General features: G+C 65.1%; 24 protein-coding genes. 21 read left to right on the top strand and 3 right to left on the bottom strand.

The genetic code is table 11. The annotated features are described in order from the left end of the window. Positions 1-275: 275 nt before the first annotated feature. From miaB to dapF, 3 genes are read left to right on the top strand one after another with little or no spacing between them, the layout of a single operon-like run. The gene (gene miaB / locus ACTSLZ_RS10700) at positions 276-1,841 is read left to right on the top strand and encodes a tRNA (N6-isopentenyl adenosine(37)-C2)-methylthiotransferase MiaB (RefSeq protein WP_129315478.1); all 1,566 of its coding nucleotides are present in this window, start codon (positions 276-278) and stop codon (positions 1,839-1,841) included. Between the two features lie 29 nt (positions 1,842-1,870). Beyond that, on the top strand, positions 1,871-2,830 hold the full coding sequence (miaA, locus tag ACTSLZ_RS10695) for a tRNA (adenosine(37)-N6)-dimethylallyltransferase MiaA (protein ID WP_443096132.1): 960 nt from the start codon (positions 1,871-1,873) through the stop codon (positions 2,828-2,830). Positions 2,831-2,836: 6 nt separating this feature from the next. Next, a complete protein-coding gene (gene dapF, locus ACTSLZ_RS10690) occupies positions 2,837-3,850 on the top strand; it encodes a diaminopimelate epimerase (protein ID WP_443094995.1) in 1,014 nt (337 codons plus the stop codon). On the opposite strand, the gene ACTSLZ_RS10685 is transcribed toward dapF, so the two are convergent. Further along, the gene (locus ACTSLZ_RS10685) at positions 3,847-4,464 is read right to left on the bottom strand and encodes a class I SAM-dependent methyltransferase (RefSeq protein ID WP_129315445.1); all 618 of its coding nucleotides are present in this window, start codon (positions 4,462-4,464) and stop codon (positions 3,847-3,849) included. The two genes, dapF and ACTSLZ_RS10685, sit on opposite strands and share 4 nt — an antisense overlap. Positions 4,465-4,640: 176 nt before the next feature. Between ACTSLZ_RS10685 and hflX the strand changes: the two genes are divergently transcribed. Together hflX and ACTSLZ_RS10675 are read left to right on the top strand one after the other, a co-directional pair. Then, positions 4,641-6,197 (top strand): GTPase HflX, encoded by a 1,557-nt coding sequence (gene hflX, locus ACTSLZ_RS10680; RefSeq protein ID WP_443094994.1) that lies wholly within the window; start codon positions 4,641-4,643, stop codon positions 6,195-6,197. Positions 6,198-6,216: 19 nt separating this feature from the next. Continuing rightward, complete coding sequence (locus ACTSLZ_RS10675; RefSeq protein WP_443094993.1) at positions 6,217-8,256, top strand: ATP-dependent DNA helicase; 2,040 nt, start codon at positions 6,217-6,219, stop codon at positions 8,254-8,256. 104 nt (positions 8,257-8,360) lie between these two features. Here the strand turns inward: ACTSLZ_RS10675 and lexA are convergent, their stop codons facing one another. Beyond that, the gene (lexA, locus tag ACTSLZ_RS10670) at positions 8,361-9,101 is read right to left on the bottom strand and encodes a transcriptional repressor LexA (RefSeq protein ID WP_443094992.1); all 741 of its coding nucleotides are present in this window, start codon (positions 9,099-9,101) and stop codon (positions 8,361-8,363) included. A gap of 327 nt (positions 9,102-9,428) precedes the next feature. On the opposite strand from lexA, the gene ACTSLZ_RS10665 reads away from it, so the two are divergent. Genes ACTSLZ_RS10665 through ACTSLZ_RS10635 form a run of 7 tightly spaced genes read left to right on the top strand, consistent with a single transcriptional unit; the run spans position 9,429 to position 14,187 of the window. Then, positions 9,429-9,818 (top strand): LysM peptidoglycan-binding domain-containing protein, encoded by a 390-nt coding sequence (locus ACTSLZ_RS10665; protein ID WP_178980072.1) that lies wholly within the window; start codon positions 9,429-9,431, stop codon positions 9,816-9,818. Between the two features lie 26 nt (positions 9,819-9,844). Then, positions 9,845-10,972 (top strand): histidinol-phosphate transaminase, encoded by a 1,128-nt coding sequence (locus tag ACTSLZ_RS10660; RefSeq protein WP_443094991.1) that lies wholly within the window; start codon positions 9,845-9,847, stop codon positions 10,970-10,972. Positions 10,973-11,030: 58 nt separating this feature from the next. Beyond that, the gene (gene hisB / locus ACTSLZ_RS10655) at positions 11,031-11,645 is read left to right on the top strand and encodes an imidazoleglycerol-phosphate dehydratase HisB (protein WP_129315451.1); all 615 of its coding nucleotides are present in this window, start codon (positions 11,031-11,033) and stop codon (positions 11,643-11,645) included. After that, complete coding sequence (gene hisH, locus ACTSLZ_RS10650) at positions 11,646-12,407, top strand: imidazole glycerol phosphate synthase subunit HisH (RefSeq protein WP_129315452.1); 762 nt, start codon at positions 11,646-11,648, stop codon at positions 12,405-12,407. Beyond that, positions 12,404-12,571 (top strand): hypothetical protein, encoded by a 168-nt coding sequence (locus ACTSLZ_RS10645; protein ID WP_178979083.1) that lies wholly within the window; start codon positions 12,404-12,406, stop codon positions 12,569-12,571. The genes hisH and ACTSLZ_RS10645 overlap by 4 nt, the downstream gene beginning before the upstream one ends. Before the next feature lie 15 nt (positions 12,572-12,586). After that, a complete protein-coding gene (gene priA / locus ACTSLZ_RS10640) occupies positions 12,587-13,333 on the top strand; it encodes a bifunctional 1-(5-phosphoribosyl)-5-((5-phosphoribosylamino)methylideneamino)imidazole-4-carboxamide isomerase/phosphoribosylanthranilate isomerase PriA (RefSeq protein WP_443094990.1) in 747 nt (248 codons plus the stop codon). Next, entirely contained in the window at positions 13,330-14,187 is an 858-nt protein-coding gene (locus ACTSLZ_RS10635) for an SseB family protein (protein ID WP_443094989.1), read from the top strand. The genes priA and ACTSLZ_RS10635 overlap by 4 nt, the downstream gene beginning before the upstream one ends. A 128-nt stretch (positions 14,188-14,315) precedes the next feature. On the opposite strand, the gene ACTSLZ_RS10630 is transcribed toward ACTSLZ_RS10635, so the two are convergent. Then, positions 14,316-14,834 (bottom strand): DUF1844 domain-containing protein, encoded by a 519-nt coding sequence (locus ACTSLZ_RS10630; protein ID WP_238692371.1) that lies wholly within the window; start codon positions 14,832-14,834, stop codon positions 14,316-14,318. 249 nt (positions 14,835-15,083) lie between these two features. On the opposite strand from ACTSLZ_RS10630, the gene infC reads away from it, so the two are divergent. From infC to ACTSLZ_RS10585, 9 genes are all read left to right on the top strand, one after another. Continuing rightward, positions 15,084-15,797: a translation initiation factor IF-3 gene (gene infC, locus ACTSLZ_RS10625; RefSeq protein WP_129315455.1), complete on the top strand. Its 714-nt coding sequence runs from the start codon at positions 15,084-15,086 to the stop codon at positions 15,795-15,797. Positions 15,798-15,944: 147 nt separating this feature from the next. Then, positions 15,945-16,139 (top strand): 50S ribosomal protein L35, encoded by a 195-nt coding sequence (rpmI, locus tag ACTSLZ_RS10620; RefSeq protein ID WP_129315456.1) that lies wholly within the window; start codon positions 15,945-15,947, stop codon positions 16,137-16,139. A gap of 85 nt (positions 16,140-16,224) precedes the next feature. Next, a complete protein-coding gene (rplT, locus tag ACTSLZ_RS10615; RefSeq protein ID WP_129315457.1) occupies positions 16,225-16,605 on the top strand; it encodes a 50S ribosomal protein L20 in 381 nt (126 codons plus the stop codon). 143 nt (positions 16,606-16,748) lie between these two features. After that, on the top strand, positions 16,749-17,684 hold the full coding sequence (locus ACTSLZ_RS10610) for a TrmH family RNA methyltransferase (protein WP_443094988.1): 936 nt from the start codon (positions 16,749-16,751) through the stop codon (positions 17,682-17,684). 57 nt (positions 17,685-17,741) lie between these two features. After that, positions 17,742-18,704, top strand: coding sequence for a cation diffusion facilitator family transporter (locus tag ACTSLZ_RS10605; protein ID WP_443094987.1), 963 nt, complete (start codon positions 17,742-17,744; stop codon positions 18,702-18,704). Further along, on the top strand, positions 18,701-19,135 hold the full coding sequence (locus ACTSLZ_RS10600; RefSeq protein ID WP_443094986.1) for a (deoxy)nucleoside triphosphate pyrophosphohydrolase: 435 nt from the start codon (positions 18,701-18,703) through the stop codon (positions 19,133-19,135). The genes ACTSLZ_RS10605 and ACTSLZ_RS10600 overlap by 4 nt, the downstream gene beginning before the upstream one ends. Positions 19,136-19,254: 119 nt before the next feature. Next, positions 19,255-20,385, top strand: coding sequence for a phenylalanine--tRNA ligase subunit alpha (gene pheS, locus ACTSLZ_RS10595; protein ID WP_129315461.1), 1,131 nt, complete (start codon positions 19,255-19,257; stop codon positions 20,383-20,385). Positions 20,386-20,388: 3 nt separating this feature from the next. Continuing rightward, entirely contained in the window at positions 20,389-22,941 is a 2,553-nt protein-coding gene (gene pheT, locus ACTSLZ_RS10590; protein WP_443094985.1) for a phenylalanine--tRNA ligase subunit beta, read from the top strand. Positions 22,942-23,005: 64 nt separating this feature from the next. Next, on the top strand, positions 23,006-23,623 hold the full coding sequence (locus tag ACTSLZ_RS10585) for a hypothetical protein (protein WP_129315463.1): 618 nt from the start codon (positions 23,006-23,008) through the stop codon (positions 23,621-23,623). Positions 23,624-23,769 lie beyond the last annotated feature (146 nt).

Here is a 23,769-nt window from a genome sequence, read left to right as displayed (position 1 = left end):
CCCGCGGACTCGACCACGCAACGAGATCATCGAACCCCGTGAAGACCGGGGGATCCGTGGCGCCGGGAAGGGCGGGGGAGATGCTGTGGTCGGCCACACCCCCAGAATACGGCGAATGCGTGGGCCCAGGGCGGGTCGAAGCGCCCCGAACCGGCCCCCGTGATCGACGTCAAGGCCGTCAGCGAGAGGTGCCCGGTGTCTTGTACGCTGACAGGGTGACTGCGAACCCCACCGACGAAGACCGCGAGACTCCTGCACCCGATGCCGCAGCACCCATGCCGGGCATCGACGAGCAGACCGGAGAGCACCGCACCTACGAGGTCAGAACCTTCGGGTGCCAGATGAACGTGCACGACTCCGAGAGGATCTCCGGGCTCCTCGAGTCGGCAGGATATGTCCCCTTCTCCGAGACCGCGCTCCCGGAAGGCACTGTGCCCGAGAAGACGTCCTCGAAGGACGCCCCTGACCTGGTCGTATTCAATACGTGTGCCGTTCGGGAGAATGCGGACAACAAGCTGTACGGCAACTTGGGGAACCTTGCGCCCACGAAGCGCGAGAACAAGGGCATGCAGATCGCCGTCGGCGGTTGCCTGGCCCAGAAGGACCAGAACACGATCGTGGAGAAGGCCCCCTGGGTCGACGTCGTGTTCGGTACGCACAACATCGGTTCGTTGCCGGCCCTGCTCGAACGCTCGCGGCACAACGAAGAAGCGGCCACCGAACTCCTCGAGTCCCTCGAGGTGTTCCCGTCCACGTTGCCGACCAAGCGGGACTCGGTCTATTCGGGGTGGGTCTCCATCTCCGTCGGATGCAACAACACGTGCACGTTCTGCATCGTGCCGTCCCTCCGGGGCAAGGAAAAGGACCGTCGACCCGGAGACATCCTCACGGAAGTGCAAGCCCTGGTCGACGACGGCGCCATCGAGGTGACCCTCCTGGGCCAGAACGTGAATTCCTACGGCGTCGAATTCGGCGACCGGCAGGCCTTCTCGAAACTGCTTCGAGCCTGCGGACAGATCGAAGGACTCGAACGGGTGCGATTCACCAGTCCGCACCCGGCCGCATTCACCGACGACGTCATCGATGCGATGGCGGAGACCCCGAACGTCATGCCCGTGCTGCACATGCCCCTGCAATCGGGGTCCGACAAGGTGCTCAAGGATATGCGCCGGTCCTACCGCTCCAAGAAGTTCCTGGGGATCCTGGACAAGGTCCGGGAACGGATCCCGCACGCCGCGATCACCACGGACATCATCGTCGGGTTCCCGGGCGAGACGGAGGAGGACTTCCAGGCCACCCTGGATGTGGTCGAGAAGTCCCGCTTCTCCTCCGCATTCACCTTCCAGTACTCGATCCGGCCGGGAACCCCCGCGGGCGAGATGGAAAATCAGGTGCCCAAGGAGGTCGTCCAGGAGCGGTACGAGAGGCTGACTGCTCTCCAGGACCGCATCAGCCGCGAGGAGAACGAGCGGTTGATCGGTACCCAGGTCGAGGTCATGGTCAGCGCCGCAACGGGCCGCAAGAGCGGCGAGACGCACCGTTTGTCAGGCCGAAGCAAGGACCAGCGCCTCGTTCACTTCTCGGTGCCCGCTGGTGCCGAGTCGCCGAGACCCGGCGACCTCGTGACGCTCACGATCACCGAGGCCGCTGCATTCCACGTGATCTCGGACCCGGCTTCGGCGTCCCCGGCTGATTACTCCGTACGGCGTTCCCGCGCCGGCGACGCATGGGACCGGGCCCAAGCAGAATCCTGCGGAACGGGCGGCGGCAAGCCGGGCACGACCCTTCTGGGCATGCCATCGATACCTGGCCGGTCGTCGGCCCTCACCGGCGCCCGCTAGCAGTGGATCGCTCGGTTCGTCGCGACGCCATGGACAATGCGCCGGCGCCCCAGGAAACGGGTCACGATGGTTTGCCCGTCCTTCCGGTCCTTGCCGTGGTCGGCCCCACCGGCACTGGCAAATCGGACCTCGCCGTGGCCTTGGCGCACGCCCTGCACGGTGAAGTGATCAACGCTGACTCGATGCAGTTCTACCGCGGGATGGACATCGGTACTGCCACCTTGCCCGTGGCCGAGCGGGGCGGCGTGCCGCATCACCTTCTGGACACGCTCGATATTCGGGAAGAGGCCTCCGTGGCGGACTTCCAGCAGCGAGCGCGACAGGTCATCGAGGAGATCCGCGGCCGAGGCCGCGTCCCGATACTGGTAGGCGGTTCCGGGCTCTACGTTCGAGCCGCCCTCGACGTCCTGGACTTTCCCGGGACGGACCCGGGGGTCCGTGAGCGGCTCGAAGTCGAGCTGGAAGCTCGGGGGCGCGGGCCTCTGCTCGCCCGGCTGACGGAGGTCGATCCGGAGTCGGCGGATCGCGTCAAAGACGACCGCCGACTCGTGCGCGCACTCGAAGTTCATGAGGTCACCGGGAGGCCCTTCTCCTCCTACATGCCGCGGCGCGAGTATTTTCAGCCGGCCCTCCAAGTCGGCCTGGACGGCGACCGAGATGTGTTGCACGAGCGTCTCGCGGCTCGCGTCCGCACCATGGTCCGGGACGGCTTGATCGATGAGGTTCGCCGCCTTGCGGACCATGGGCTCCGCGAGGGCAAGACCGCATCGCGTGCGGTGGGGTACTCGCAGTTCCTCCGCGTCGTCGAGGGGACGACGTCGATCGAGACGGCGATCGAGGAAACCGTCATCGCTACTCGCCAACTGGCCCGTCGCCAGAGCACGTGGTTCCGGGCCGATCCGAGAATTCATTGGCTGGATTTCTCGGACCCCTTGGACGAGAACGTGACGCGTGTGGTGGAGCTGTTCCGTCGGACGGCGGCGGGTTAAACTGGAATGGTGACTTCTCATCGAACCGCCGCACCCGATCACTCCGTCGAAGAATCTGCCGCCCCTGTTGACGCTGCTCACCAGACAGAGCGGGCGGGGGAGGACTCCCCGTGGGGTGAACTGTCCGGCATCAGCCTGACGAAGGGACACGGCACAGGCAACGATTTCGTGCTGTTGACCGATGCCCAGGGGCGACTTTCACTCGAGGGCTCCCTGGTCGAGTCGGTGTGCGACCGTCACCGCGGTATCGGTGCGGACGGTGTGATCCGTGCGATCCGGTCGGAAGAGCTTCCCGAAGGCCGGCAGGTGTTGGAAACGTCGCCCGATGCCGAGTGGTTCATGGACTACCGCAACGCGGACGGCTCATTGTCGGAAATGTGCGGCAATGGTGTGCGCGTGTTCGTCCACTACCTCCTGACGGAGGGCCTCGTTTCCCTCGAACCCGGCCAGAGCCTGACCATCGGGACCCGGGGAGGGGCGAAGGTCGTGGCAAAGGTCGAGGACGACTACGCGGTCGATATGGGACCGTGGGGCTTCATCCATGGCGACGAAGCTCGCGACTCGGGTTCGGACAGTCTCGTGACGGCTCGCGGGCTGAGGACGCCCCGCCCCGGCCTGTCGATCACCATGGGCAATCCGCACACGGTGGTCGCCCTGGCCGGCGAGGAGAAGCTCGGCAAGCTCGGGCTCGAGGAGGTCCCGAACGTACGTCCGGTTCCGCCCCAGGGGACCAACGTCGAGTTCGTGGTTCCGGTGGACTCTGAGGACAACGACACGATCGGCCGCATTGCAATGAGGGTTCACGAGCGCGGTGTGGGAGAGACCCAATCCTGCGGCACTGGAGCCTGCGCGGCGGCTGCGGCGACTCGCTTCTGGGCGGGCGACGACGCGCCCGATGAATGGGTCGTCGAGGTGCCTGGAGGCGCGGTAGCAGCAACATTCGTCATGGCCCCGGACGAGCTGGAACACGTGGTCCTGTCAGGACCGGCCGTCCTGGTCGGCAAGATTGTTCTGGGCTAGACTTCCTGGGCGGGTCCCCGCCGGACCTCGATGACACGAAACCCTTTGGACGTGGCATACCGGTGGACGGCGAACTCCGCACCCAGGTTCTGGGCCAACCACGGAATCAGCGAATCCGCGCCGAGGTTCTTCTGGACCACGAGGTAGGCTGAGCCCCCGACCGAGAGCCTGGGCAACCAGGTCATCAGAATGTCGTGCAGAACGTCCTTGCCCACGCGAATGGGCGGGTTGGACCAGATGGTGTCGAAGGTCAGGCCGGGGTCGACGTCGTCGGGCAACGCGGTCGAGATCGTGTCCAGTCCCATCGACGCCGCATTGCGCCGAGTCAGCTCGATACTGCGCTGATTGACATCCACACCAAGGACCTGGGCGCCGGGTCTCCTGAGCGCCAGAGTCAGGGTGATCGGCCCCCAGCCACAGCCTATGTCCAGGAGGGAATTTCCTCGCGGCTCGGGCGCTTCTCTGAGGAGAACAGCGGTCCCCTTGTCGAGTCCCTTGGGGCTGAAAACGCCCGATGCCGTCACGAGGTGTCTTTCGGAGCCCTCGAGCTCGACGGTCAGGGGGCGGGGCGTCAGCCCGTCCTCGTCGTGGGAGGAAAAGTAGTGCTCGGCCATGAAGAGCGATTTTACGGCATGAGCGCCACTGCGGGACCCGACCGGAAACAGACCGCCGCCGCTCCGGGCGGTCATCCACAGATGGACGCGCGCCACGGTGCACGACGTGGCGACGCGGATAGAATTGCAGAACACGACGTCGCCGGAAAGCCGTGCGGCACCCCAAGAAAGGCACTATGCCCCAGAACGAAACCACAGGTTCCGCGGACCAGGGCGGTTCGCGGCCGACCGACGCCCAGCTCAGGGCCAGCGTGGATCGAGTCCTCGGTCGATGCTCCGCCGAAGAAGAACACGAGGAAGCGATCCTCGACCGCAAGGCCCCCGAATTGGCCCGCGAGGGCAAGGAACCAACCGCCGCGGAAGGCGACCAGCAGGAACTCGAAGAACGTCGCGCGTTGCGCCGCGTCCACGGTCTCTCCACGGAGCTCGAGGACGTCACCGAGGTGGAATACCGCCAACTGAGGCTTGAGAAGGTCGTCCTGGCGGGGATCTGGTCGGAAGGAACGCAGGCCGAAGCGGAGAACTCATTGCGGGAGCTGGCCGCGCTGGCCGAGACCGCCGGGTCGGAGGTGCGCGACGGCCTGGTCCAGCGTCGCCTCAAGCCCGATCCGGGGACTTTCCTGGGGTCGGGCAAGGCCCAGGAACTCCGCGAGATCGTGCAATCGAGCGGCGCGGACACGGTCATCATTGATTCCGAACTTGCACCCTCCCAGCGGCGCGCCCTCGAGGACATCGTCAAGGTCAAGGTCATCGACCGGACCTCGCTGATCCTCGACATCTTCGCCCAGCACGCCAAGTCGCGGGAGGGCAAGGCCCAGGTTGAACTCGCTCAGCTCGAGTACTTGCTGCCCCGGCTCCGCGGCTGGGGCGATTCCATGTCCCGGCAGGCCGGTGGTCGTGCCGCGGGCGGTGAAGGCATCGGTTCCCGTGGTCCCGGTGAGACCAAGATCGAACTGGACCGGCGTCGTATTCGTTCCCGCATGGCGAAGCTGCGGCGTGAGATCGCGGCGATGAAACCGGCCCGAGAGACCAAACGTCAGAATCGTCGTCGCAACCATGTTCCCTCGGTCGCGATCGCCGGGTACACCAACGCCGGGAAGTCCTCGCTGCTCAACAGGCTCACGGATGCCGGCGTGCTCGTGGAGAACGCGCTGTTTGCGACCTTGGATCCGACGGTCCGCAAGGCCGTGACTCCTGACGGGATCGGCTACACGCTCTCGGACACCGTGGGGTTCGTGCGCTCCCTGCCGACGCAGCTGGTCGAGGCCTTCCGATCCACGTTGGAGGAGGTCGCCGATTCGGACGTCATCCTGCACGTCGTCGACGTCTCCCATCCCGAGCCCGAGGGCCAGATCCGGGCGGTTCGCGACGTGCTGGCCGATGTGGATGCCCACGACGTCCCGGAAATCATTGTGCTCAACAAGGCCGATACGGCCGATCCGTATGTTGTAGAGCGTCTGCGCCAACGGGAACCTCGACACGCCGTCGTGTCGGCTCGTACCGGAGAGGGGATCGACGAGCTCAAACAGCTGATTTCGGACACCATTCCGAGGCCGGACGTTCGGCTCGAACTCCTTGTGCCCTACTCCCACGGAGAGGTTGTCTCGCGGTTGCATTCGTGGGATGCCGAGATCCTCTCGACCGAGTTCGAAGAGGGCGGAACGCGGATGAGCGTTCTGGTCCGTCAGGACATGGCGGCAGATCTGCACGATTACACGATTTCGAACGCCTGAGCTGTCGGAGGCTGGATTCATGGATACTGCTCCGACGGGCGAGGAGCCGGAGACGCTGCCAGGGGCCAAAGATGTCCTGGAGCTGCTGGACACCGCCGTCGACAGGACGGGCGGGCAACGGCGCGACGGGCAGAGGCGCATGGCCGCTCATGTGGCCCAGGCGCTGGAGACGAACAAACATCTGCTGGTTCAGGCGGGTACGGGAACGGGCAAGTCGTTGGCCTATCTGATTCCGGCGATCCGGCGCGCGATCGACGCCGAGTCCCCGATTGTGGTGGCGACCGCGACCTTGGCCCTCCAGGCGCAGATCGTGACCCGGGACATGCCGCGCCTGCTCGAGACCTTGGACGACCAGCTCGAGCGACCGGTCGACGTCGCCCTGCTCAAGGGGCGGAACAACTACGTGTGTCTGCACAAACTCGAGGGCGGGTACCCCGAGGAAGAAGACCCCAACGCGCTCTTCTCCCTGAACTCCGAGGGGGCGTCCGCATCCGGGCATCCGTCTCGCGGCGGCACGGGTCTCGCCGAGGAAATCGTGCGACTCCGCTCCTGGGCGGAAACGAGCGACACCGGAGACCGGGACGAACTCTTGCCCGGGGTCAGCGACAAGGCGTGGAGACAGGTTTCCGTGACCGCGTCCGAATGTCTCGGCCGCAAGTGCCCCCTGGTCGAAGAGTGCTTCTCGGAACTGGCGAGGCAGAAAGCCGGCGAGGCCGACATCGTCATCACCAACCACGCACTCCTGGCCATCAACGCCTTCGAAGGAATCGGCGTCCTTCCTGAGCACGACACCGTGATCGTCGATGAGGCCCACGAACTCGTCGACCGGGTCACGGGTGCCGTGACAGGGGCGATTTCTCCCATCATGGTGCGCTCCGCGGCCAGAGCGGTGCGCAAGCACACGAGCGCCTCCCACGACCCGCTGACCGATGCCGCCGACGCCTTGGACGCCGCGTGCACCGGAAAGCCCGCGGAGCTCATGGCGCACGGTCTGACCCCGGATCTGCAGAGAGCCATGGAACTGGTGCGTGACGCGAGCCGCGCGGCTCTGTCCGACACCAAGCCCGAAGGCAAGGATGCCGACGCCGGCCGACAGACCGCCCGAGCCCGCCTGACCGAGATCCTCGAGCTGGCCGAGAGGACGCTCGGGGCCGACGGCAAGTACGAGGTCGTGTGGATCAGCCGGGTCGGGGGCTGGGAACCGGGACGCGGTTACGTTGCCGCGGCAGACACCGACCCGGCGACCATTCACGTGGCGCCGTTGTCGGTGGCGTCGAGGCTCCGGGAAGGCTTGTTCCAGGACCGTACGGTCGTGCTGACCTCGGCCACCCTCGCCATCGGTCACTCCTTCGACTCGGTGGCCGGCTCGCTCGGACTCATGGGCGAGAAGGCACCCGTGTGGGAGGGCCTCGACGTGGGCTCACCCTTCGACTATCCCAAGCAGGGAATGCTGTATCTCGCGTCGGACCTGCCGAAGCCGGCGCGGGGAGTCTCAGAGGAACAGCTCGAGCGTGTGCTCCAACTGGTCGAGGCCTCGGGCGGAGGGACCTTGGGCCTGTTCTCTTCCAAACGAGGGGCCGAGCAGGCGGCCGAGTACGTGAGGAACAATTCTGACCTGGAGGTCCTCGTCCAGGGCGAGTCCTCACTGCGCGGGCTGGTCAAGGAATTCACGGAAGACGCCGACACCTGCCTCTTCGGGACCATGAGCTTGTGGCAGGGAGTCGACGTTCCGGGCGAATCGTGTCGGCTGGTGATCATCGACCGGATCCCGTTTCCGCGTCCCGATGATCCTCTGTCCTCCGCCCGGGCCCGGGCCGTGAGCCAGACCGGAGGGAACGGATTCATGGCCGTCTCGGCTTATCACGCGGCCATCAGGTTGGCCCAGGGGACCGGACGGCTGATTCGCTCGCAGGACGACCGCGGCGTCGTGGCCGTCCTGGATTCCAGGCTCGCCACGGCACGCTACGGCGGGTTCCTGCGCAGCGCACTGCCCCCGTTGTGGACCACCGACAATCTGCCAACGGTCACTGCCGCCCTGCGGAGGCTCGCCGCCGGGTGATCCCGCGGCTCCGGCGCACACCGACGGGCCGATGCGGACGCGCGGCGAGGCCGCGGGCGTAGGCGCGCGTGCCCCGGAGCGAGTGACGCCGGCTGGGGCGGGACTTACACGGAGCGCAGGACCGAAACGACCTTGCCCATGATCGTCGCGTGGTCTCCGAGAATTGGCTCGTACTGTCGATTCTGAGGCAGCAGCCAGGTGTGCCCGTCCCGTTGCCGGAAGGTCTTGACCGTGGCCTCGTCGTCGAGCAGCGCAGCGACGATGTCGCCGTTCTCCGCGTCGCTCTGCTGGCGGACCACAACCCAGTCGCCGTCGCAGATCGCGGCCTCGACCATCGAGTCTCCTCGCACCTCGAGCATGAAGAGCTGGCCCTGCCCGACCAATTGACGGGGGAGGGCGACGACGTCGTCCACGTGCTGTTCAGCAGTGATGGGAACACCTGCCGCGATCCGGCCGACCAGCGGCACCTGGGCCGTGGCCCCATCCGGTTGGGTCTCCGGGAAGAGCGGCACGACCTTGTCGTTCGATTTTTCTCGTGACGGTTCCGGGGCGGGTCGTTCCCGAGGCGCGGCAGCCGGGAACCGGGGGCTGTCTTCTCCCACGGGTGTTTCGCAGAGCACCTCGATGGCCCGCGGCCGCTTCGGATCGCGACGGATGAGGCCGAGGGCCTCCAACCGCGAGAGCTGATGGGTCACGCTCGACAGGCTGGACAGGCCGACCAGGTCGCCGATCTCTCGCATGGACGGTGGATAGCCGTGCGTCTCGACGGACGATGCAATCGCCTCGAGAATCTTGCGCTGTCGCGGGGTGAGCGGCTTGGCCTGGTGAGGAAGCTGGGTGGCCACCGGTTCGTCCTTCCCTGGAGGTGCTTAAGTTGTCAGTCGCCCCGTGTGTACTGGAACTACGGCTCGGGCGACAACGGTCATCGTGCAGTCGCCCGTTCGGATGCGCTTGGTGAAAGTCGCACCGTGAGGAGTCCTCCCCGGAGGGAAGGCGCTCCGGCCGGTACAACCGATTTTCTTTACCCCTCAGGCTAAGCCAGAGGAAGTGGCAAATCAAACATGTGTTCTATTTTTCTCGACAGTGTTCGAAGACTTTGGTAGAACAGACGTACGAACTCGAACTCCAGTTCGAATACTCATCACTCTCGCCGAATACGAAGGGATCTTCGCATGAGCACGTTTACTCAGACCACAAGCCGCGACGCGGAATGGATCCGTCACGTGGGGACCGCTCGTGTTCGAACCTCGCGCATCTCGCTGACTCGCCGAGGCCGTTTCGTGTTCTTCGGGGTGCCGGTGCTCTCCGCCGTCGTCGTCGTCGCGGTGGCTCTCATGATGTTCCTCGTGCCCGGCACCGCGCAGGCGGGTACGGAGAGTGCCGCCTCGACCACGCAGTCCGTTGTCGTCGGCAGCGGGGACACGCTGTGGGACATCGCTCGGGACGTGGACTCCAGTGCGGATGTTCGAGTGACCATGGACAAGATCAACGATCTGAACGATCTGGGCAGCGGGCAGGTTACTCCCGGACAGCGTCTTATTGTCCCGATAATTTCGGAGTGAGGATCGGCGGTCCTTAGCATAGTGGGGTGACTGACTCATTGGACGCGCTGAACAACCTGCCCCTCCGGGACGACCTTCGCGGTCGGTCCCCTTACGGTGCCCCCATGCTCGAGGTGCCGTACGCGTTGAACGTCAACGAAAACACGCATCCGATGCCGACCGAGGTTGTGGAGGCGGTGACCGAAGGAGTGCGAGAAGCGGCTCGTTCGCTCAACCGCTATCCGGACCGTGATTTCACGGAGCTCCGTTCAGAACTCGCCGCGTTCGTGGGACACGGCCTCGACCAGAACAATCTGTGGGCGGCCAATGGGTCGAACGAAATTCTCCAGCAGATCCTGCAAGTTTTCGGGGGACCGGGACGCCGGCTCATGAGTTTCGTTCCTACGTATTCGATGTATCCGCTCTTGGCTTCGGGGACCAACACCGAGTTTGTGGCGGGGGAAAGGGCCGAGGACTTCTCGCTGTCTCCCGAATCCGCGGCACGTCAGGTCGCCGATCAGCAGCCGGCCATCACGATCCTCTGCTCCCCGAACAACCCGACCGGCACGGCTCTCGACCCCGAGGTCGTCGAGGCCGTGTACGACGCCGCGACATCCTTCGACGGAATCGTCGTGGTCGATGAAGCCTACGCTGAGTTCGCGAGGGACCCCGACCGGACGTCGCTCAGGTTGTTGCCGGGGCGCGAACGACTCATCGTCAGCCGAACCATGAGCAAGGCATTCGCCCTCGCGGGCGCCAGGATCGGGTACTTCGCGGCGGCTCCTGCCGTGGTGGATGCGATCAAGCTGGTCAGGCTCCCGTACCACTTGTCCGCCGTCACACAGGCCACGGCATTGGCCGCCCTGCGTCACCGCGGGAGGCTCCTGGCCAACGTGGAGGACATCAAGAAGCAGAGGGACCGCATCGTCGAGCACTTGCGGGACCTGGGCTTGAGTCCCGCGTCCTCGGATTCGAATTTCGTCTTCTTCGGCGGGGTGGGAGACAGCCACGGACTGTGGCAGGACCTTCTGGAGGACGGCGTCCTGATTCGCGACGTCGGAATTCCGGGGCATCTGCGCGTCACGGCGGGGACCGAGGAAGAAACCACCGCTTTTCTCGATAGTCTGGACAGGCACATCGAGCGACGGCGGGACCTGGACCCCGCCGGCACCTGAGACTTTCGGAACCGAGCCAGACAGTGAGGGCCCGAGCCCTCTCGACCGCAGGAGAGTCATGACGACCCCATCATCGGCCCGCACGGCCAGCATGAGCCGCGAAACCAGCGAATCCAAGGTTTCCGTCGACATCAACCTGGACGGAACCGGGCGGTCCCGTATCGAGACGACCGTGCCGTTCTACGATCACATGCTCACGGCGCTGTCCAAGCATTCCCTGATCGACCTGGACATTCGATGCTCGGGCGATACCCACGTGGACGTGCACCACACCGTGGAGGATACGGCTATCGTCCTGGGTGAGGCCTTGAAGGAAGCTCTGGGGGACAAGAGCGGAATCCGTCGGTTCGGTCAAGCCGCGGTGCCTCTTGATGAAGCGCTGGCCCGAGCGGTCGTGGATATTTCCGGCCGTCCATTCCTCGTGCACACGGGGGAGCCGGAAGGCTTTGAATTTCACCTGATTGGCGGGCACTTCACCGGTTCCATGGTGCGCCACGTCCTGGAAGCCCTGTCCTTCCACGCGGGGATCTGCTTGCACATGAATGTCGTCTCCGGCAGGGATCCCCACCACATTGCGGAGGCCGAGTTCAAAGCCTTGGCCCGCGCGTTGCGCGAAGCCGTGGAGTCGGACCCCCGAGTCGAGGGCATCCCTTCCACGAAGGGGGCCCTGTAAATGGTGTCCGGACCAGCGAAGGATTCGTACGAGCAGGCTGAGAGCTCGCGCCCGACCGTGACCGTTCTCGACTACGGGGCCGGTAACGTCCGTTCCGCCGTGCGTGCATTGGAGGCCGCTGGTGCCGACGTCGTCCTGTCTCGGTCGGAGTCCGACGTCCTCGGGGCCGACGGTCTTGTGGTCCCCGGGGTCGGCGCCTTCTCGGCAGTCATGAGCGCTCTCAGAGCGGCTGACGCACCCAGAATGATCGGGCGCCGAATCGCCGGCGGGCGTCCCGTCCTCGGCATCTGCGTGGGTCTCCAAGTGTTCTTCGAGCACGGGTCCGAGCATGGGCAGGAGACCGACGGCTTGGGAGAGTGGCCCGGCCGAGTGGAGCGACTGCGGTCCGACGTCGTGCCCCACATGGGATGGAACTCGGTCCAGCCGCCGGAGGGCAGTACTCTGTTCCGCGGTGTGGAGGACGAAAGGTTCTATTTCGTCCATTCCTATGGGGTCCAGGAATGGGACTTCGACCAGACCATCGAAGCCATGAAGCCTCCGCAGGTCACCTGGTCCGATCATGGTGGACCGTTCATCGCGGCCGTCGAGAACGGCCCGTTGTCTGCGACGCAATTCCATCCCGAAAAGTCCTCGGCGGCCGGCCTTCAGCTGTTGCGGAACTGGCTGGGCACCCTTCCGCGCGCCGGGCGGCTCGAAACCGCCGGCGCCAAGGTCGACCTCGAACATCAGGACATCGACCCGAGAGGACGTGACCCGCGGTGAGCCCCATAGTCTCAGGACTGCTGCTCATGACCTTCGGCGCCTTCCTCGCCGGAGGCGCCATTTCCTTCCGCAGGCAGAAGATCACCGTCATCGCCCAGATCGTCCTCTGGGTGCTCGCGGTCGCCTTCTTCGCCTATGGCTTTTACGTGACAACTCTGGATTAGAGGGGACCACTTCGCATGACGATCAACGAAGGACTCGAGCTTCTTCCTGCTGTGGACGTAGCCGACGGCCAGGCCGTGCGGCTCGTGCAGGGCGAGGCCGGATCGGAAACGGGCTACGGCGACCCGGTCGAGGCCGCCCTGGCCTGGCAGGAGGCCGGGGCCGAGTGGCTCCACCTGGTCGATTTGGACGCCGCGTTCGGGCGGGGCAACAACGCTGACGTGCTTCGCCGCGTGTCCCAGTCGTTGGACCTCAAGATTGAGATGTCCGGCGGGATTCGCGACGACGAGTCACTCGAGCGAGCCCTGGCCCTCGAACCTGCGCGTATCAACCTCGGAACGGCCGCGTTGGAGAACCCCGAGTGGACCAAGCGGGTCATCGCCGAACATGGCGACGTCATCGCCGTGGGCCTCGACGTGCGGGGAACCACGTTGGCGGCGCGCGGGTGGACGCAAGAGGGCGGCGATCTCTGGGAGGTCCTCGATCGGCTCAACGACGACGGGTGCGCCCGCTACGTGATCACGGACGTGACGAAGGATGGGACGTTGCAGGGTCCCAACACCGACCTTCTCGCCGAGGTGGCCCGTCGCACCGACAAGCCGGTGGTTGCCTCCGGCGGCATCTCCTCTTTGCAGGACATCGAGTCCCTGCGCGCGATGGTTCCCCACGGTGTCGAGGGCACCATCGTGGGCAAGGCCCTCTACGCAGGGAAATTCACGCTCGCCGAGGCCCTCGACGTCGCCGGGCGTCCGGAGCGCCCATGACCGGCAAGAAGGATCTGCCCGCCCACATTCGCGCCCAGCTCGCGAGTGCGGGGCGGTCGACGGACACCGGGGGACAGCCCTGGGAGGGCCGAAACCTGGGGGAAGGGACCTCCCACACCCACGCGTATCCTTCCGATGACGGGTTGACGCCCGCAGACCTCGACGCCGCCCTCGGACGTTTCGCGCGCGGGGAGGCTCCGGAGGAGGTCGTCGTCGACGCCCTCGCGAACGTGCGGCTGTTTGCGCCGGTGGTCGCAGAGCTGTCCCAATCCCACGTCACAGAGGAAGGGCTCGTCTCCGACAAGGAGTCGGACATGGCGCTGGTCAGCATCCAGGCCCCGGACGGACGCAAGGCCCTGCCCGTGTTCTCCAATGTGGAGGACCTGACTTCCTGGCATGATCAGGCCCGCCCCGTGGCCGCGGACTCCAGAAAAATGGCGCTCTCCGCGGTCGAGGACGAGAACCAGCTGCTTGTGCTGAACCCGGGCTCGGCGCTGACCTTCGTGGTTCGCAGGCCGGCCCTGTGGGCCATCGCCAAAGGCGCCAGGTGGCGTCCCGCCTACTCCGATCCCGAAGTGCTCGAGGCGTTGCAGGAATGCGGGGAGCCGGACCCGTCCGTTTTGTCGGTCACCATGGCTCCCGGACGAGGAGTGGGCTGCCGCGATGCCGAAGGCCACCTCCTCCCCGGCGGAGGGCCGGGGCCGGAGCTGAGCGTCGAACTCACGATTCGCCCCGGACTGGACCAGCGGGAACTCGACACGGCGGTCGAAGAATTCCAGAAACGCTTTTCGGCCCATCAGACCCTTGCGGATCGGGTCGATTCGGCTGACATTCGTCTGCGAGCCGGATCCTGACGGTCGCACGGGACCGCCGGCTCAACCCATAGCGGGCGCCGTCGCACTGTTGAGTGCGGACTCGGCGTCCGGGGACCGACCCCGGGACTCGGCCGCCCCGGCTCGGCCGAGCCGGGGATCGGCGTCGCTCAGAAGACGGGGCCGGTGAATTTTTCTCCGGGGCCCTGACCCGGTGCGTCCGGGGAGATGGATGCCTCGCGGAAAGCCAGTTGCAAGGAGCGGAGGCCATCGCGCAGGGGACCAGCATGCTGGGACCCGATTTCAGGGGCCGCCGCCGTGACCAGTCCGGCCAACGCCGTGATGAGCTTCCGAGCCTCGTCGAGATCCTTGACGTCGTCCGCATCTTCTTCGGCAGCCAAACCGCATTTCACGGCCGCGGCACTCATCATGTGCACCGCGGAGGTGGTGATGACCTCAACGGCCGCGACGTCGGCGATATCGCGCATTTGCTGCCCGATGGCTTCGACCTCCTCGGGCGTAGGTTCTGAGGCCGACGGGTTGTGCGCTGCCGCGACGGACTCGTCGAATCGGAAGGTCTCCCGCGAATTCGTATCGCGGCCGGAGTCCTGGGAAGAAGAATTGTTGGTCATGAGTCCAGCTTCCCACAGGGGCACGGTGATCGGGCCTCCCGTGACGGGGTTTGTCATGAACACCACTGGGAGCGGACCTGCCCATGGTGTATAGTGGTCAGCAGTTTCAAGCGGAGCTGAGCTCCCACCCGCGCCAATCCCTCGGATTGCCGGGTTGTGTCACGATTTCGTGGACTCGCCTCATTATTGGGTGAGGACTGTTCGTATCGTGGTTCAGCCTCCGTTTGAAAGCAACGGGGGCTTTTTTTGTTGCCGTTGCAGTCATCAACAACCTATGGGGAAACCCGCTGACTACAGGAGTGCCACATTAGCGATCCACGTATCAATGACCGTATCCGCGTCCCGGAAGTCCGCCTGGTAGGCCCAAGCGGCGAACAGGTTGGGATTGTCCGCGTAGAAGACGCCCTGCGTCTGGCGCGCGAATCGGATCTTGATCTGGTCGAGGTAGCACCGTCCGCCAAGCCGCCGGTATGCAAGCTCATGGACTTCGGCAAGTACAAGTACGAGGCCGCGGTCAAGGCTCGCGAATCCCGGCGGAACCAGACGAACACGGTGCTCAAGGAAATCCGTTTCCGGCTGAAGATCGATGACCACGACTACGAGACCAAGGTGGGACACGCCAAGCGTTTCCTCTCCGCCGGTGACAAGGTCAAGGCCATGATCCAGTTCCGCGGCCGCGAGCAGCAGCGTCCCGAGATGGGGGTCCGTCTCCTGGAACGCATGGCCGATGACCTGGCAGAGGTGGGGACCGTGGAGTCCAACCCCCGTCAGGACGGCCGCAATATGGTCATGGTCCTCGGTCCGTTGCGCAACAAGGCCGAAAGCCGTGCGCAGGCGCGCCGTGAACAGAAGAACCAGCAGGGTGGTGGCCGCAAGTCGCGCGAGCGAGTGGACACCAAGACTGCCGAGCCGGTCACCAACAGCATGGCCGACGCCATGCCTTCCGAGCTCAAAGAGCAAGCCAAGGGACAGGAGAGCGGAACTTCGGCCGAGCCGAAGACCGATTCCTCCAACGAATGACCCGGTGCCAACCGGTCGGTCGCAGGACCGGACCAGGTTGCCCGCGGCTGGATCCCCGTCAGCAGCGGCCTGAACGGTCGTTGCAAGTCCGACCCCGTGCGCTCCCTGATGAGCGTGTCGGGAGAAAACGTAAGGAGAACGGCTGATATGCCGAAGCAGAAGACTCACTCGGGTGCCAAGAAGCGCTTCAAGCTGACCGGCACGGGCAAGGTGAAGCGCCAGCAGGCGAACCGCCGCCACTACTTGGAGCACAAGTCCTCCCGTCTGACCCGTCGCCTCGCGAGCGACCAGATCGTCACGGGCGGTCAGTCCAAGGTCATCAAGAAGATGCTGACCAAGTAGTCACTCGTCCCGATCGGCTGATGCCGTTCCGCCAACATTTTTGGACCGCCCGGGTGCGGTTCGCAGAACAGATAGGAGTGCACAAGTGGCACGTGTGAAGAGGGCGGTCAACGCCCACAAGAAGCGTCGTACGACCCTGGACCGCGCGTCCGGCTACCGCGGTCAGCGCTCGCGGCTCTACCGCAAGGCCAAGGAGCAGGTCACCCACTCGTTCGTATACAACTACGATCACCGCCGCAAGAGGAAGGGCGACTTCCGCCGGCTCTGGATCCAGCGCATCAACGCCGCTGCTCGCGCGGAGGGCCTGACCTACAACCGTTTCATCCAGGGCCTCAAGGCCGCTGAGGTCGAGGTCGACCGCCGCATGCTCTCCGAGTTGGCCGTCAACGAGCCGACCGCGTTCAAGGCGCTCGTCGACATCGCCAAGAACAACCTCCCCGAGGACACCTCCGCCAAGGCTGCCTGAAGTCTGGCGCCTCGACTCGAGGAATAGACGCCGCCGCACCCACCCGGTCGATCAGCGACCCGGTGACGGTGCGGCGGCGTCTTTCGTCTCCACACCTCTGTCACCGCAACGGACGGAGAACCGGCGTCGGGTAGCCTGACACGGTGGATACTTTCGAATTGCTCTCTCGCGAACGAACGCTGATCAACCCACGTGCCGATCGCGTCAAGGACGTCGCGGCACTCGCGCGTTCCAGGGCTCGAGCCAAGACCGGACTCTTCGTGGTGGAAGGGCCGCAAGGGGTCCGCGAGGCGTTGGCCGCTCACCGCGACCGGCCGATTCTGGACGCCGTCTACGTCACCGAAGCCGCGCTCGAGCGCCACCCTGATCTGAGCGATTCCATCGCGGCGGCCGCGGGGAGCGATGCGCCGTCGACGTCGGGCAAACCGCGGAGACTCTTCGTGCGGCTCGTCTCGGACGAGGTCCTCGCGGCGATGTCGGACGCGCTGACACCCCAGGGCGTACTGGCCGTTGCCCACGGGCGGGAAGTTCTCGGCTCGGGGCCCTGGGCGACGAACGTTGCCCCCGGACTGGTTTCCGCGATGGTTCGGGTCCAGGACCCGGGGAATGCCGGAACGCTCATTCGTGCATCGGATGCGGTCGGTGCGGATGCGGTTGTCACCACCAAGGGGAGCGTCGAGGTCCTGAATCCGAAAACCGTCCGGTCGACCGCGGGATCGGTGTTCCACCTGCCGGTAACAGCGGGCATGGACTTTCATGAACTCGTGGGCAGGGCCCGGGATCGCGGCATGATGATCCTCGCCGCCGACGGGCACGGGGACCATGACCTTGACGACCTGGCCGACGCCGCCGCTCAGGCCCGACTCGGTGGAGAGAAAAAGGTGCCCTCAACCGGCATTGATCTGCGTCGACCCACGCTCTGGCTCTTCGGCAACGAGGCCCAGGGACTGAGCGATGAAGAGAAATTGTCGGCGGACGCTCGCGTCGCGGTTCCCGTCCACGGAAGGGCCGAATCTCTCAATGTGGGCACGGCCGCGACCGTTTGCCTCTATGCCAGCGCCCGAGCCAGACGGAACTGATGCGGCGCCGGTAGGTGCATTCACCCTGAGAACCCATCATCGACCGGGAGCGAAAGAATGGCAGACAAAGGCGGAAACACAGCGATCTTCGCGGCGCTCGGCGCCAACTTGGGCATAGCCGTCCTCAAATTCGGGGCGTACCTGCTGACCAAGTCCTCGTCCATGTTGGCGGAATCGATCCATTCGCTCGCCGACACAGGAAATCAGATTCTTCTCCTGATCGGGGGCAAGGCGTCCAGGAAGAAGGCCGACAAAGAACATCCATTCGGCCACGGTCAGAACCGATACATCTACGCCTTCCTGGTGTCGATCGTCATGTTCAGCCTCGGTGGACTCTTCTCCCTCTACGAGGGTTGGGAGAAGTGGCACGAACCCCACGCCATCGAGTCATGGGCGTGGGTCCCTATCGCGGTTCTGGTGGGGTCGATTCTCCTCGAGGGGCGGTCCCTTCTCGTGGCGTCCAAGGAGGCCCGAACGAAGAGGGGACGCAAGAGCTGGTTCGGTTTCCTCCGTGCCGCCAAGTCGCCCGAATTGCCGGTCGTGATGCTGGAGGACTCCGCCGCCGTGACGGGCCTCTGCCTGGCCCTCGTCGGAGTCGTGATGACGGTGATCACCGGAGACGGACGTTGGGACGCGGCCGGATCGGGAGCGATCGGGGTGCTCCTGGTCGTCGTCGCCATCTTCCTGGCCATCGAAATCAAGTCCTTGCTCGTCTGCGAATCGGCCGGCCCGGAGAAGGAACGGATCATCAAGGAAGCGGTCACTTCGGAAGACGGAATCGAGCTGATCCACCTCAAGACCATGCACATGGGACCCGAGGAGATCCTGGTCGCGGCCAAGATCGCGGTCGGTGGCAGCGTCGATACCCTGGGCCTCGTCGATGCGATCAACGATGCGGAGGCGCGCATCAGGTCCGAGCTGCCCGAGGCTCGCCTCATCTACATTGAGCCGGACGTCTACCGGGAGAATTACGTCCCCCAGGGGCCGGAGCGCGACGACGGCGAGGGAAGCAACCGATGACGCAGAAAACCTATCCGGTCCAGGTGGTCGGCGCCGCGCTCGTCGACGACCTGGACCATCCGGCTCGTCTGCTTGTCGCGTGTCGGTCCGCCCCTGAAGCCCTGGCCGGGCTCTGGGAGTTCTCGGGCGGCAAGACCGAGCCGGGGGAAGACGCAGTGGCAGCACTTCGCCGGGAACTGCGAGAGGAGCTGGGGGTGGAGGCCGACCTCGGTGCCGAAATTCCGGGACCGCACGCCCAGGGGTGGCCGCTCAACGAACGCATGGCCATGAGGGTCTTCTGGGGCTCGGTGTCGAAAGGCGTCCCCGAGCCTCTGGAGGACCATAGCGAGCTTCGCTGGATGAACCTTTCTGACGTGGACGGAATCCGGAACTTGGGCTGGATCCCGGCGGACCTGCCGATCGTGGAGGCGCTCGTCCACAGGGTGAGCTGAGCGGCCTCCATATCCTCTAGACTGGTGGTGCTCGAGCGAACACGTCGATCAGCAGCCCTGCGTCCGATCGCCCCTCGAGCACCCCGCAGTACGAATCAGATCCAAGAGATGAGTTGTTCATGACTGAAACGTCGCCGGACAACGCCGCGCCATTGCCGGGCCCCGATCCGGTGCTCGAAGACATGGCCGGCGTTCTGGACACAGAACCCGAACGGGGCCTGGAACGAGTTCGCGAAGCATTTTCCGCGGAAGTCGACCAGGCCATCGAGAGCATCGAGAACCGGACCCCGGACTTCGACGCCCTCAAGCAGGTTCGGCTCCGGTTCACGGGGGAGAAGTCCGGCGTCGGCGTCGCCAACCGGCAGATGCGCTCGCTGTCGAATCAGCACAAGAAGGAGATCGGCAAGCTCCTCGGCCAGACTCGGGCCAGAATCACCCAGGCTCTGGAGGCCCGCAACGAGCAGCTCGAGACGGAGCATGCGGAGCGGATTCTCGTCGAAGAGGCCGTGGACGTCACGGCAGGTTCGGGGCATCGCTCCATCGGCGGGCGCCATCCGGTGGCTCTTCTGCAGGAGCAGGCCGCGGACATGTTCGTTTCCATGGGGTGGGAAGTCGAGGACGGCCCCGAGGTCGAATCGGAGTGGTTCAACTTCGATTCGCTGAATTTCAAGCCGGACCACCCTGCCCGAGAGCTCCAGGACACGTTCTTCGTGGACCCGGCCGAGGCGCATCTCGTGCTCCGCACACACACGTCGCCGGTCCAGATGCGCGCTCTCCACCAGCGTGATGTGCCCTTGTACATCGTGTGCCCGGGGCGGGTTTACCGTACTGACGAGCTGGACGCGACCCATACCCCGGTGTTCCACCAGATCGAGGGACTGGCCGTGGACAGGGGCCTGACCATGGCCGATCTGAAGGGGACCCTTGAGCACTTCGCCCGCCAGATGTTCGGCGCGGAGGCCAGGATCAGGCTCCGGCCCAACTACTTCCCGTTCACCGAGCCCTCCGCCGAAATGGACGTATGGCACCCCAACGCCAAGGGCGGGCCGCAATGGATCGAGTGGGGCGGGTGCGGCATGGTTCACCCGAATGTTCTGCGGGCCGGGGGAGTCGACCCGGACCAGTATTCCGGTTTCGCCTTCGGCATGGGGGTCGAGAGGACACTCATGTTCCGCAACGGCGTCCCGGACATGCGGGACATGATCGAAGGCGACGTTCGCTTCAGCGAGCATTTTGGGATGGAGATTTAGTTCATGCGTATTCCCCTGTCATGGTTGCGCGAGTATGCGCCCCTCCCCGAGGGCGCCTCCGCGGAGTACCTGATGGAGACCCTCGTCCGTGTGGGATTCGAGGAAGAAGATGTGCACCGGCCGTCGGACGATATTTCCGGACCCGTCGTCGTCGGGCAGGTGCTCACGATGGAACCGGAGGAACACTCCAACGGCAAGACCGTCAACTGGTGCACGGTTCGGGTGGTTCCCGAAGGCCAGGAACAGACCCTGACCGGAGAGGGCATCGACCCGTCGGGAATCCAGGGCATCGTGTGCGGCGCACACAATTTCGCGCCGGGGGACAAGGTCGTGGTGACTCTCCCCGGGGCCGTGCTGCCCGGAAACTTCGCGATTGCGGCCCGCAAAACCTACGGTCACGTGTCCGCCGGAATGATCGCGTCGGTTCGCGAACTGGGAATCGGCGATGATCACGACGGGATTTTGGTGCTGTCCACCCTGGGGCTCGACCCGGAGATCGGTTCGGACGCGCTGGCACTGCTTGGTCTCGACGACGAAGCGGCCGAAATCAACGTGACGCCGGACCGCGGATACGCTTTTTCGATCCGTGGCGTTGCCCGCGAGTACTGCCACGCCGTCAACGAGGAATTCGTGGACCCCGCGGCCGACCTCGCAGAACGCGCTCCCGCCGCGAACGGATCGGGTCAGCCGGTGAGGATCCGTGACGACGCCCCCATCCACGACCGTCAGGGTGCCACGCGGTTCGTGGCCAGGACGGTATCCGGAGTGGACCCCGAGGCTCCGACACCCACGTGGATGTCCTCTCGCCTGAGGCTCGCTGGGATTCGTTCGATCTCACTTCCGGTCGACATCTCCAACTACGTGATGCTCGAATATGGGCAGCCGCTGCATTTCTACGATGCCGATCGACTGACCGGCGCCATCGAGGTCCGACGTGCGCATGCGGGGGAGACCCTGACGACCCTCGATGGGAAAGAACGTTCCCTCGACCCCGAGGACCTGCTCATCACCGACGAGACCGGCCCGATCGGTCTGGCCGGCGTCATGGGCGGAGCCTCGACCGAGGTGACTGCTTCGACCCGTCGCATCCTGGTGGAAGCGGCGCGGTTCGAGGAAGTGTCGATCGCCCGGACGTGGCGTCGTCACCGGTTGCCTTCCGAAGCATCCAAGCGTTTCGAACGCGGGGTTGACCCTCTCGTTGCCGCCGCTGCGGCCGAGCGCGCCGTCGAGCTGCTCGAAGAACTGGCAGGAGGCACGGCCGAAGAGGGAGTCACCGACGTCTTCGACCACTACTACGCGCACGAAATCCACTGCGCCGTGGACTATCCGAGCAAACGCATCGGCATGGAGATTGCCGAATCGGATGTCATCAAGATTCTGCAGGACATCGGTGCGACCGTTGTCCGCACGGGCGACGTTCTCCAGGTGACGGTGCCTTCATGGCGTCCCGACCTGCTTGAACCCGAGGACCTCGCGGAAGAGGTCGCAAGGCTCTCCGGGTACGAGAAGATTCCGTCCACCCTTCCTGTCCCGCCGAGCGGCCGCGGCCTGACGGTCGAGCAATCGGTGCGCCGGCGTTGTCTCAATGCCCTCGCGGCCGCGGGACTCACCGAGGTGGCTTCGTATCCATTCGTCAGCGAGGCCGACAACCGTCTCTTCGGCACCCCCGAGGAAGGCGAATCCGTCCCGGCCATCGCGCTGGCGAATCCGATCAGCGAATCCTTCGGATCGCTGCAGACGTCGTTGCTTCCCGGCCTCGTCCAGGTGCTCAAGCGCAACCATTCACGAGGGTTCCGTGATCTGGCGCTGTACGAGTCGGCTCTGGTCTTCCATCCCCGTGAACACCTGGGAACGCAGAACATTCCTGCGGTCGGGCAGAAGCCCGATCCTGGTGTCCTGGCAGACCTGCACGCGGGTCTGCCGCGGCAGCCGCGCCATATTGCCGCGATCCTGACCGGCCACGATGCTCAGGTCTCGCCAGGAGTAACCCCGCGCGCGTACGACTGGCAGGATGCGCTCGATGTCGCACGAATGGTGGCCGATACGGCAGGGGTTCGTCTGGACCTCCGCCAGGGACGTCACCAGGCCTTCCACCCCGGCAGAACCGCGGAGCTCTTCGTTGCGGAGGGTCGGCGTGTCGGCTGGGCCGGCGAATTGCACCCTCAGGTCCTCAAAGACTTGGACCTGCCCGAGAGGACGGTTGCGGTCGAAATCGACTTCACCGAGCTGGCCCGTACTGCGGGTGCACCTGTTTCGGCAGAGGCCATCTCCGGGTACCCGGCGGTGACCCAGGATGTCGCCCTGGTGCTCGACGCCGACATCCCGGCGGCCGATGTCCTGAAGACGTTGCGTGAAGGCTCGGGCGAGTTGCTCGAAGACGTGCGCGTCTTCGACGACTACCGTGGATCGGGCATCGAAGAGCACAAGAAATCGTTGGCATGCGCCATGCGTTTCCGCGCTCCTGACCGCACACTGACGAACGACGAGGCAAGCGAGATCAGAGAGGCCGCGATCGAGCTTGCTTCGCAACGCCACGGGGCCGTCCTCCGCGGGTAGACTGTTCGGAATCCACCGCACGAGACCGGGCTTCCCCAGCATGATCCGGTAGACGAGGAGAATCGTGTCAGAAGACTTCTTTGGCTTTGACGAGGACGACGAGCAGTCGGGGCGCTATCTCCGCCGCCGGTCGAAATGGCGATGGCTGGGGGTTCTCATCGTCATTCTCGCTCTGTTGCTGGCCGGGCTGCTGACCTACGGGGGCGTTCGCGCGCTGCACGCGGCGAAGGAGGACGCTCCGCATGCCGGCCATTCCTGGGTGGTCTCCGGTCAGTTCCTGACCTCGACCAATGATCTGCAGACCAAGACGTTCAACGGTGTCTACCAAGGCAACCTGCCGAAGGACACGAACGTGTCCTACCAGCGGTTCGACGGTGGCGTGAACGACCCGATCGACGTCAAGCCGGGGCAGCAGGTCCAATTCCGCGGAACCCAGACCGGGGCCCAGGACGACGACTTTCCCAAGAACGTCGATGCGCTGATGGCCGTGGACGACGGCGTGCTGAAGGTCGTCAAGACGGACGACCCGGGATCACTCAAACCCGTGACCGACGATTCCGTATCCGCGGAGAAACGCAACGGGTGGCTGATGATTGCCGGTGCGATCCTCGTGTTCCTCGCCGGTATTGCCGGCGCCGTCTACGCCGGGCGCAGGACACGTCGCGAGGAGATCGAGGCCTAGGAACAGGCGTGGTCGTCGGCTCGATGACCCCATGTCGGAGAAGCAACGAAGGACCGCCCAGCATTCGCTGGGCGGTCCTTCGTGCGTGTCCCGTCACGGGTTTCGGGACATGGGCTTCGTGCCCCACGCTGAGTCGACCGGCAACC

The sequence above is a fragment of the Rothia koreensis genome (assembly GCF_052232265.1).
In the GTDB taxonomy this organism is placed as follows: Bacteria; Actinomycetota; Actinomycetes; order Actinomycetales; family Micrococcaceae; genus Rothia; species Rothia koreensis.
This window is presented reverse-complemented; position numbering and strand designations above follow the sequence as displayed.

What these genes read in the sequence shown, in the direction of transcription:
- miaB (WP_129315478.1), top strand. Translation starts at nt 276, where the DNA reads ATGCCGGGCATCGACGAGCAGACCGGAGAGCACCGCACCTACGAGGTC.
- miaA (WP_443096132.1), top strand. Translation starts at nt 1,871, where the DNA reads ATGGACAATGCGCCGGCGCCCCAGGAAACGGGTCACGATGGTTTGCCC.
- dapF (WP_443094995.1), top strand. Translation starts at nt 2,837, where the DNA reads ATGGTGACTTCTCATCGAACCGCCGCACCCGATCACTCCGTCGAAGAA.
- ACTSLZ_RS10685 (WP_129315445.1), bottom strand. Translation starts at nt 4,464, where the DNA reads ATGGCCGAGCACTACTTTTCCTCCCACGACGAGGACGGGCTGACGCCC.
- hflX (WP_443094994.1), top strand. Translation starts at nt 4,641, where the DNA reads ATGCCCCAGAACGAAACCACAGGTTCCGCGGACCAGGGCGGTTCGCGG.
- ACTSLZ_RS10675 (WP_443094993.1), top strand. Translation starts at nt 6,217, where the DNA reads ATGGATACTGCTCCGACGGGCGAGGAGCCGGAGACGCTGCCAGGGGCC.
- ACTSLZ_RS10665 (WP_178980072.1), top strand. Translation starts at nt 9,429, where the DNA reads ATGAGCACGTTTACTCAGACCACAAGCCGCGACGCGGAATGGATCCGT.
- hisB (WP_129315451.1), top strand. Translation starts at nt 11,031, where the DNA reads ATGACGACCCCATCATCGGCCCGCACGGCCAGCATGAGCCGCGAAACC.
- hisH (WP_129315452.1), top strand. Translation starts at nt 11,646, where the DNA reads ATGGTGTCCGGACCAGCGAAGGATTCGTACGAGCAGGCTGAGAGCTCG.
- priA (WP_443094990.1), top strand. Translation starts at nt 12,587, where the DNA reads ATGACGATCAACGAAGGACTCGAGCTTCTTCCTGCTGTGGACGTAGCC.
- ACTSLZ_RS10635 (WP_443094989.1), top strand. Translation starts at nt 13,330, where the DNA reads ATGACCGGCAAGAAGGATCTGCCCGCCCACATTCGCGCCCAGCTCGCG.
- ACTSLZ_RS10630 (WP_238692371.1), bottom strand. Translation starts at nt 14,834, where the DNA reads ATGACAAACCCCGTCACGGGAGGCCCGATCACCGTGCCCCTGTGGGAA.
- rpmI (WP_129315456.1), top strand. Translation starts at nt 15,945, where the DNA reads ATGCCGAAGCAGAAGACTCACTCGGGTGCCAAGAAGCGCTTCAAGCTG.
- ACTSLZ_RS10605 (WP_443094987.1), top strand. Translation starts at nt 17,742, where the DNA reads ATGGCAGACAAAGGCGGAAACACAGCGATCTTCGCGGCGCTCGGCGCC.
- ACTSLZ_RS10600 (WP_443094986.1), top strand. Translation starts at nt 18,701, where the DNA reads ATGACGCAGAAAACCTATCCGGTCCAGGTGGTCGGCGCCGCGCTCGTC.
- pheS (WP_129315461.1), top strand. Translation starts at nt 19,255, where the DNA reads ATGACTGAAACGTCGCCGGACAACGCCGCGCCATTGCCGGGCCCCGAT.
- pheT (WP_443094985.1), top strand. Translation starts at nt 20,389, where the DNA reads ATGCGTATTCCCCTGTCATGGTTGCGCGAGTATGCGCCCCTCCCCGAG.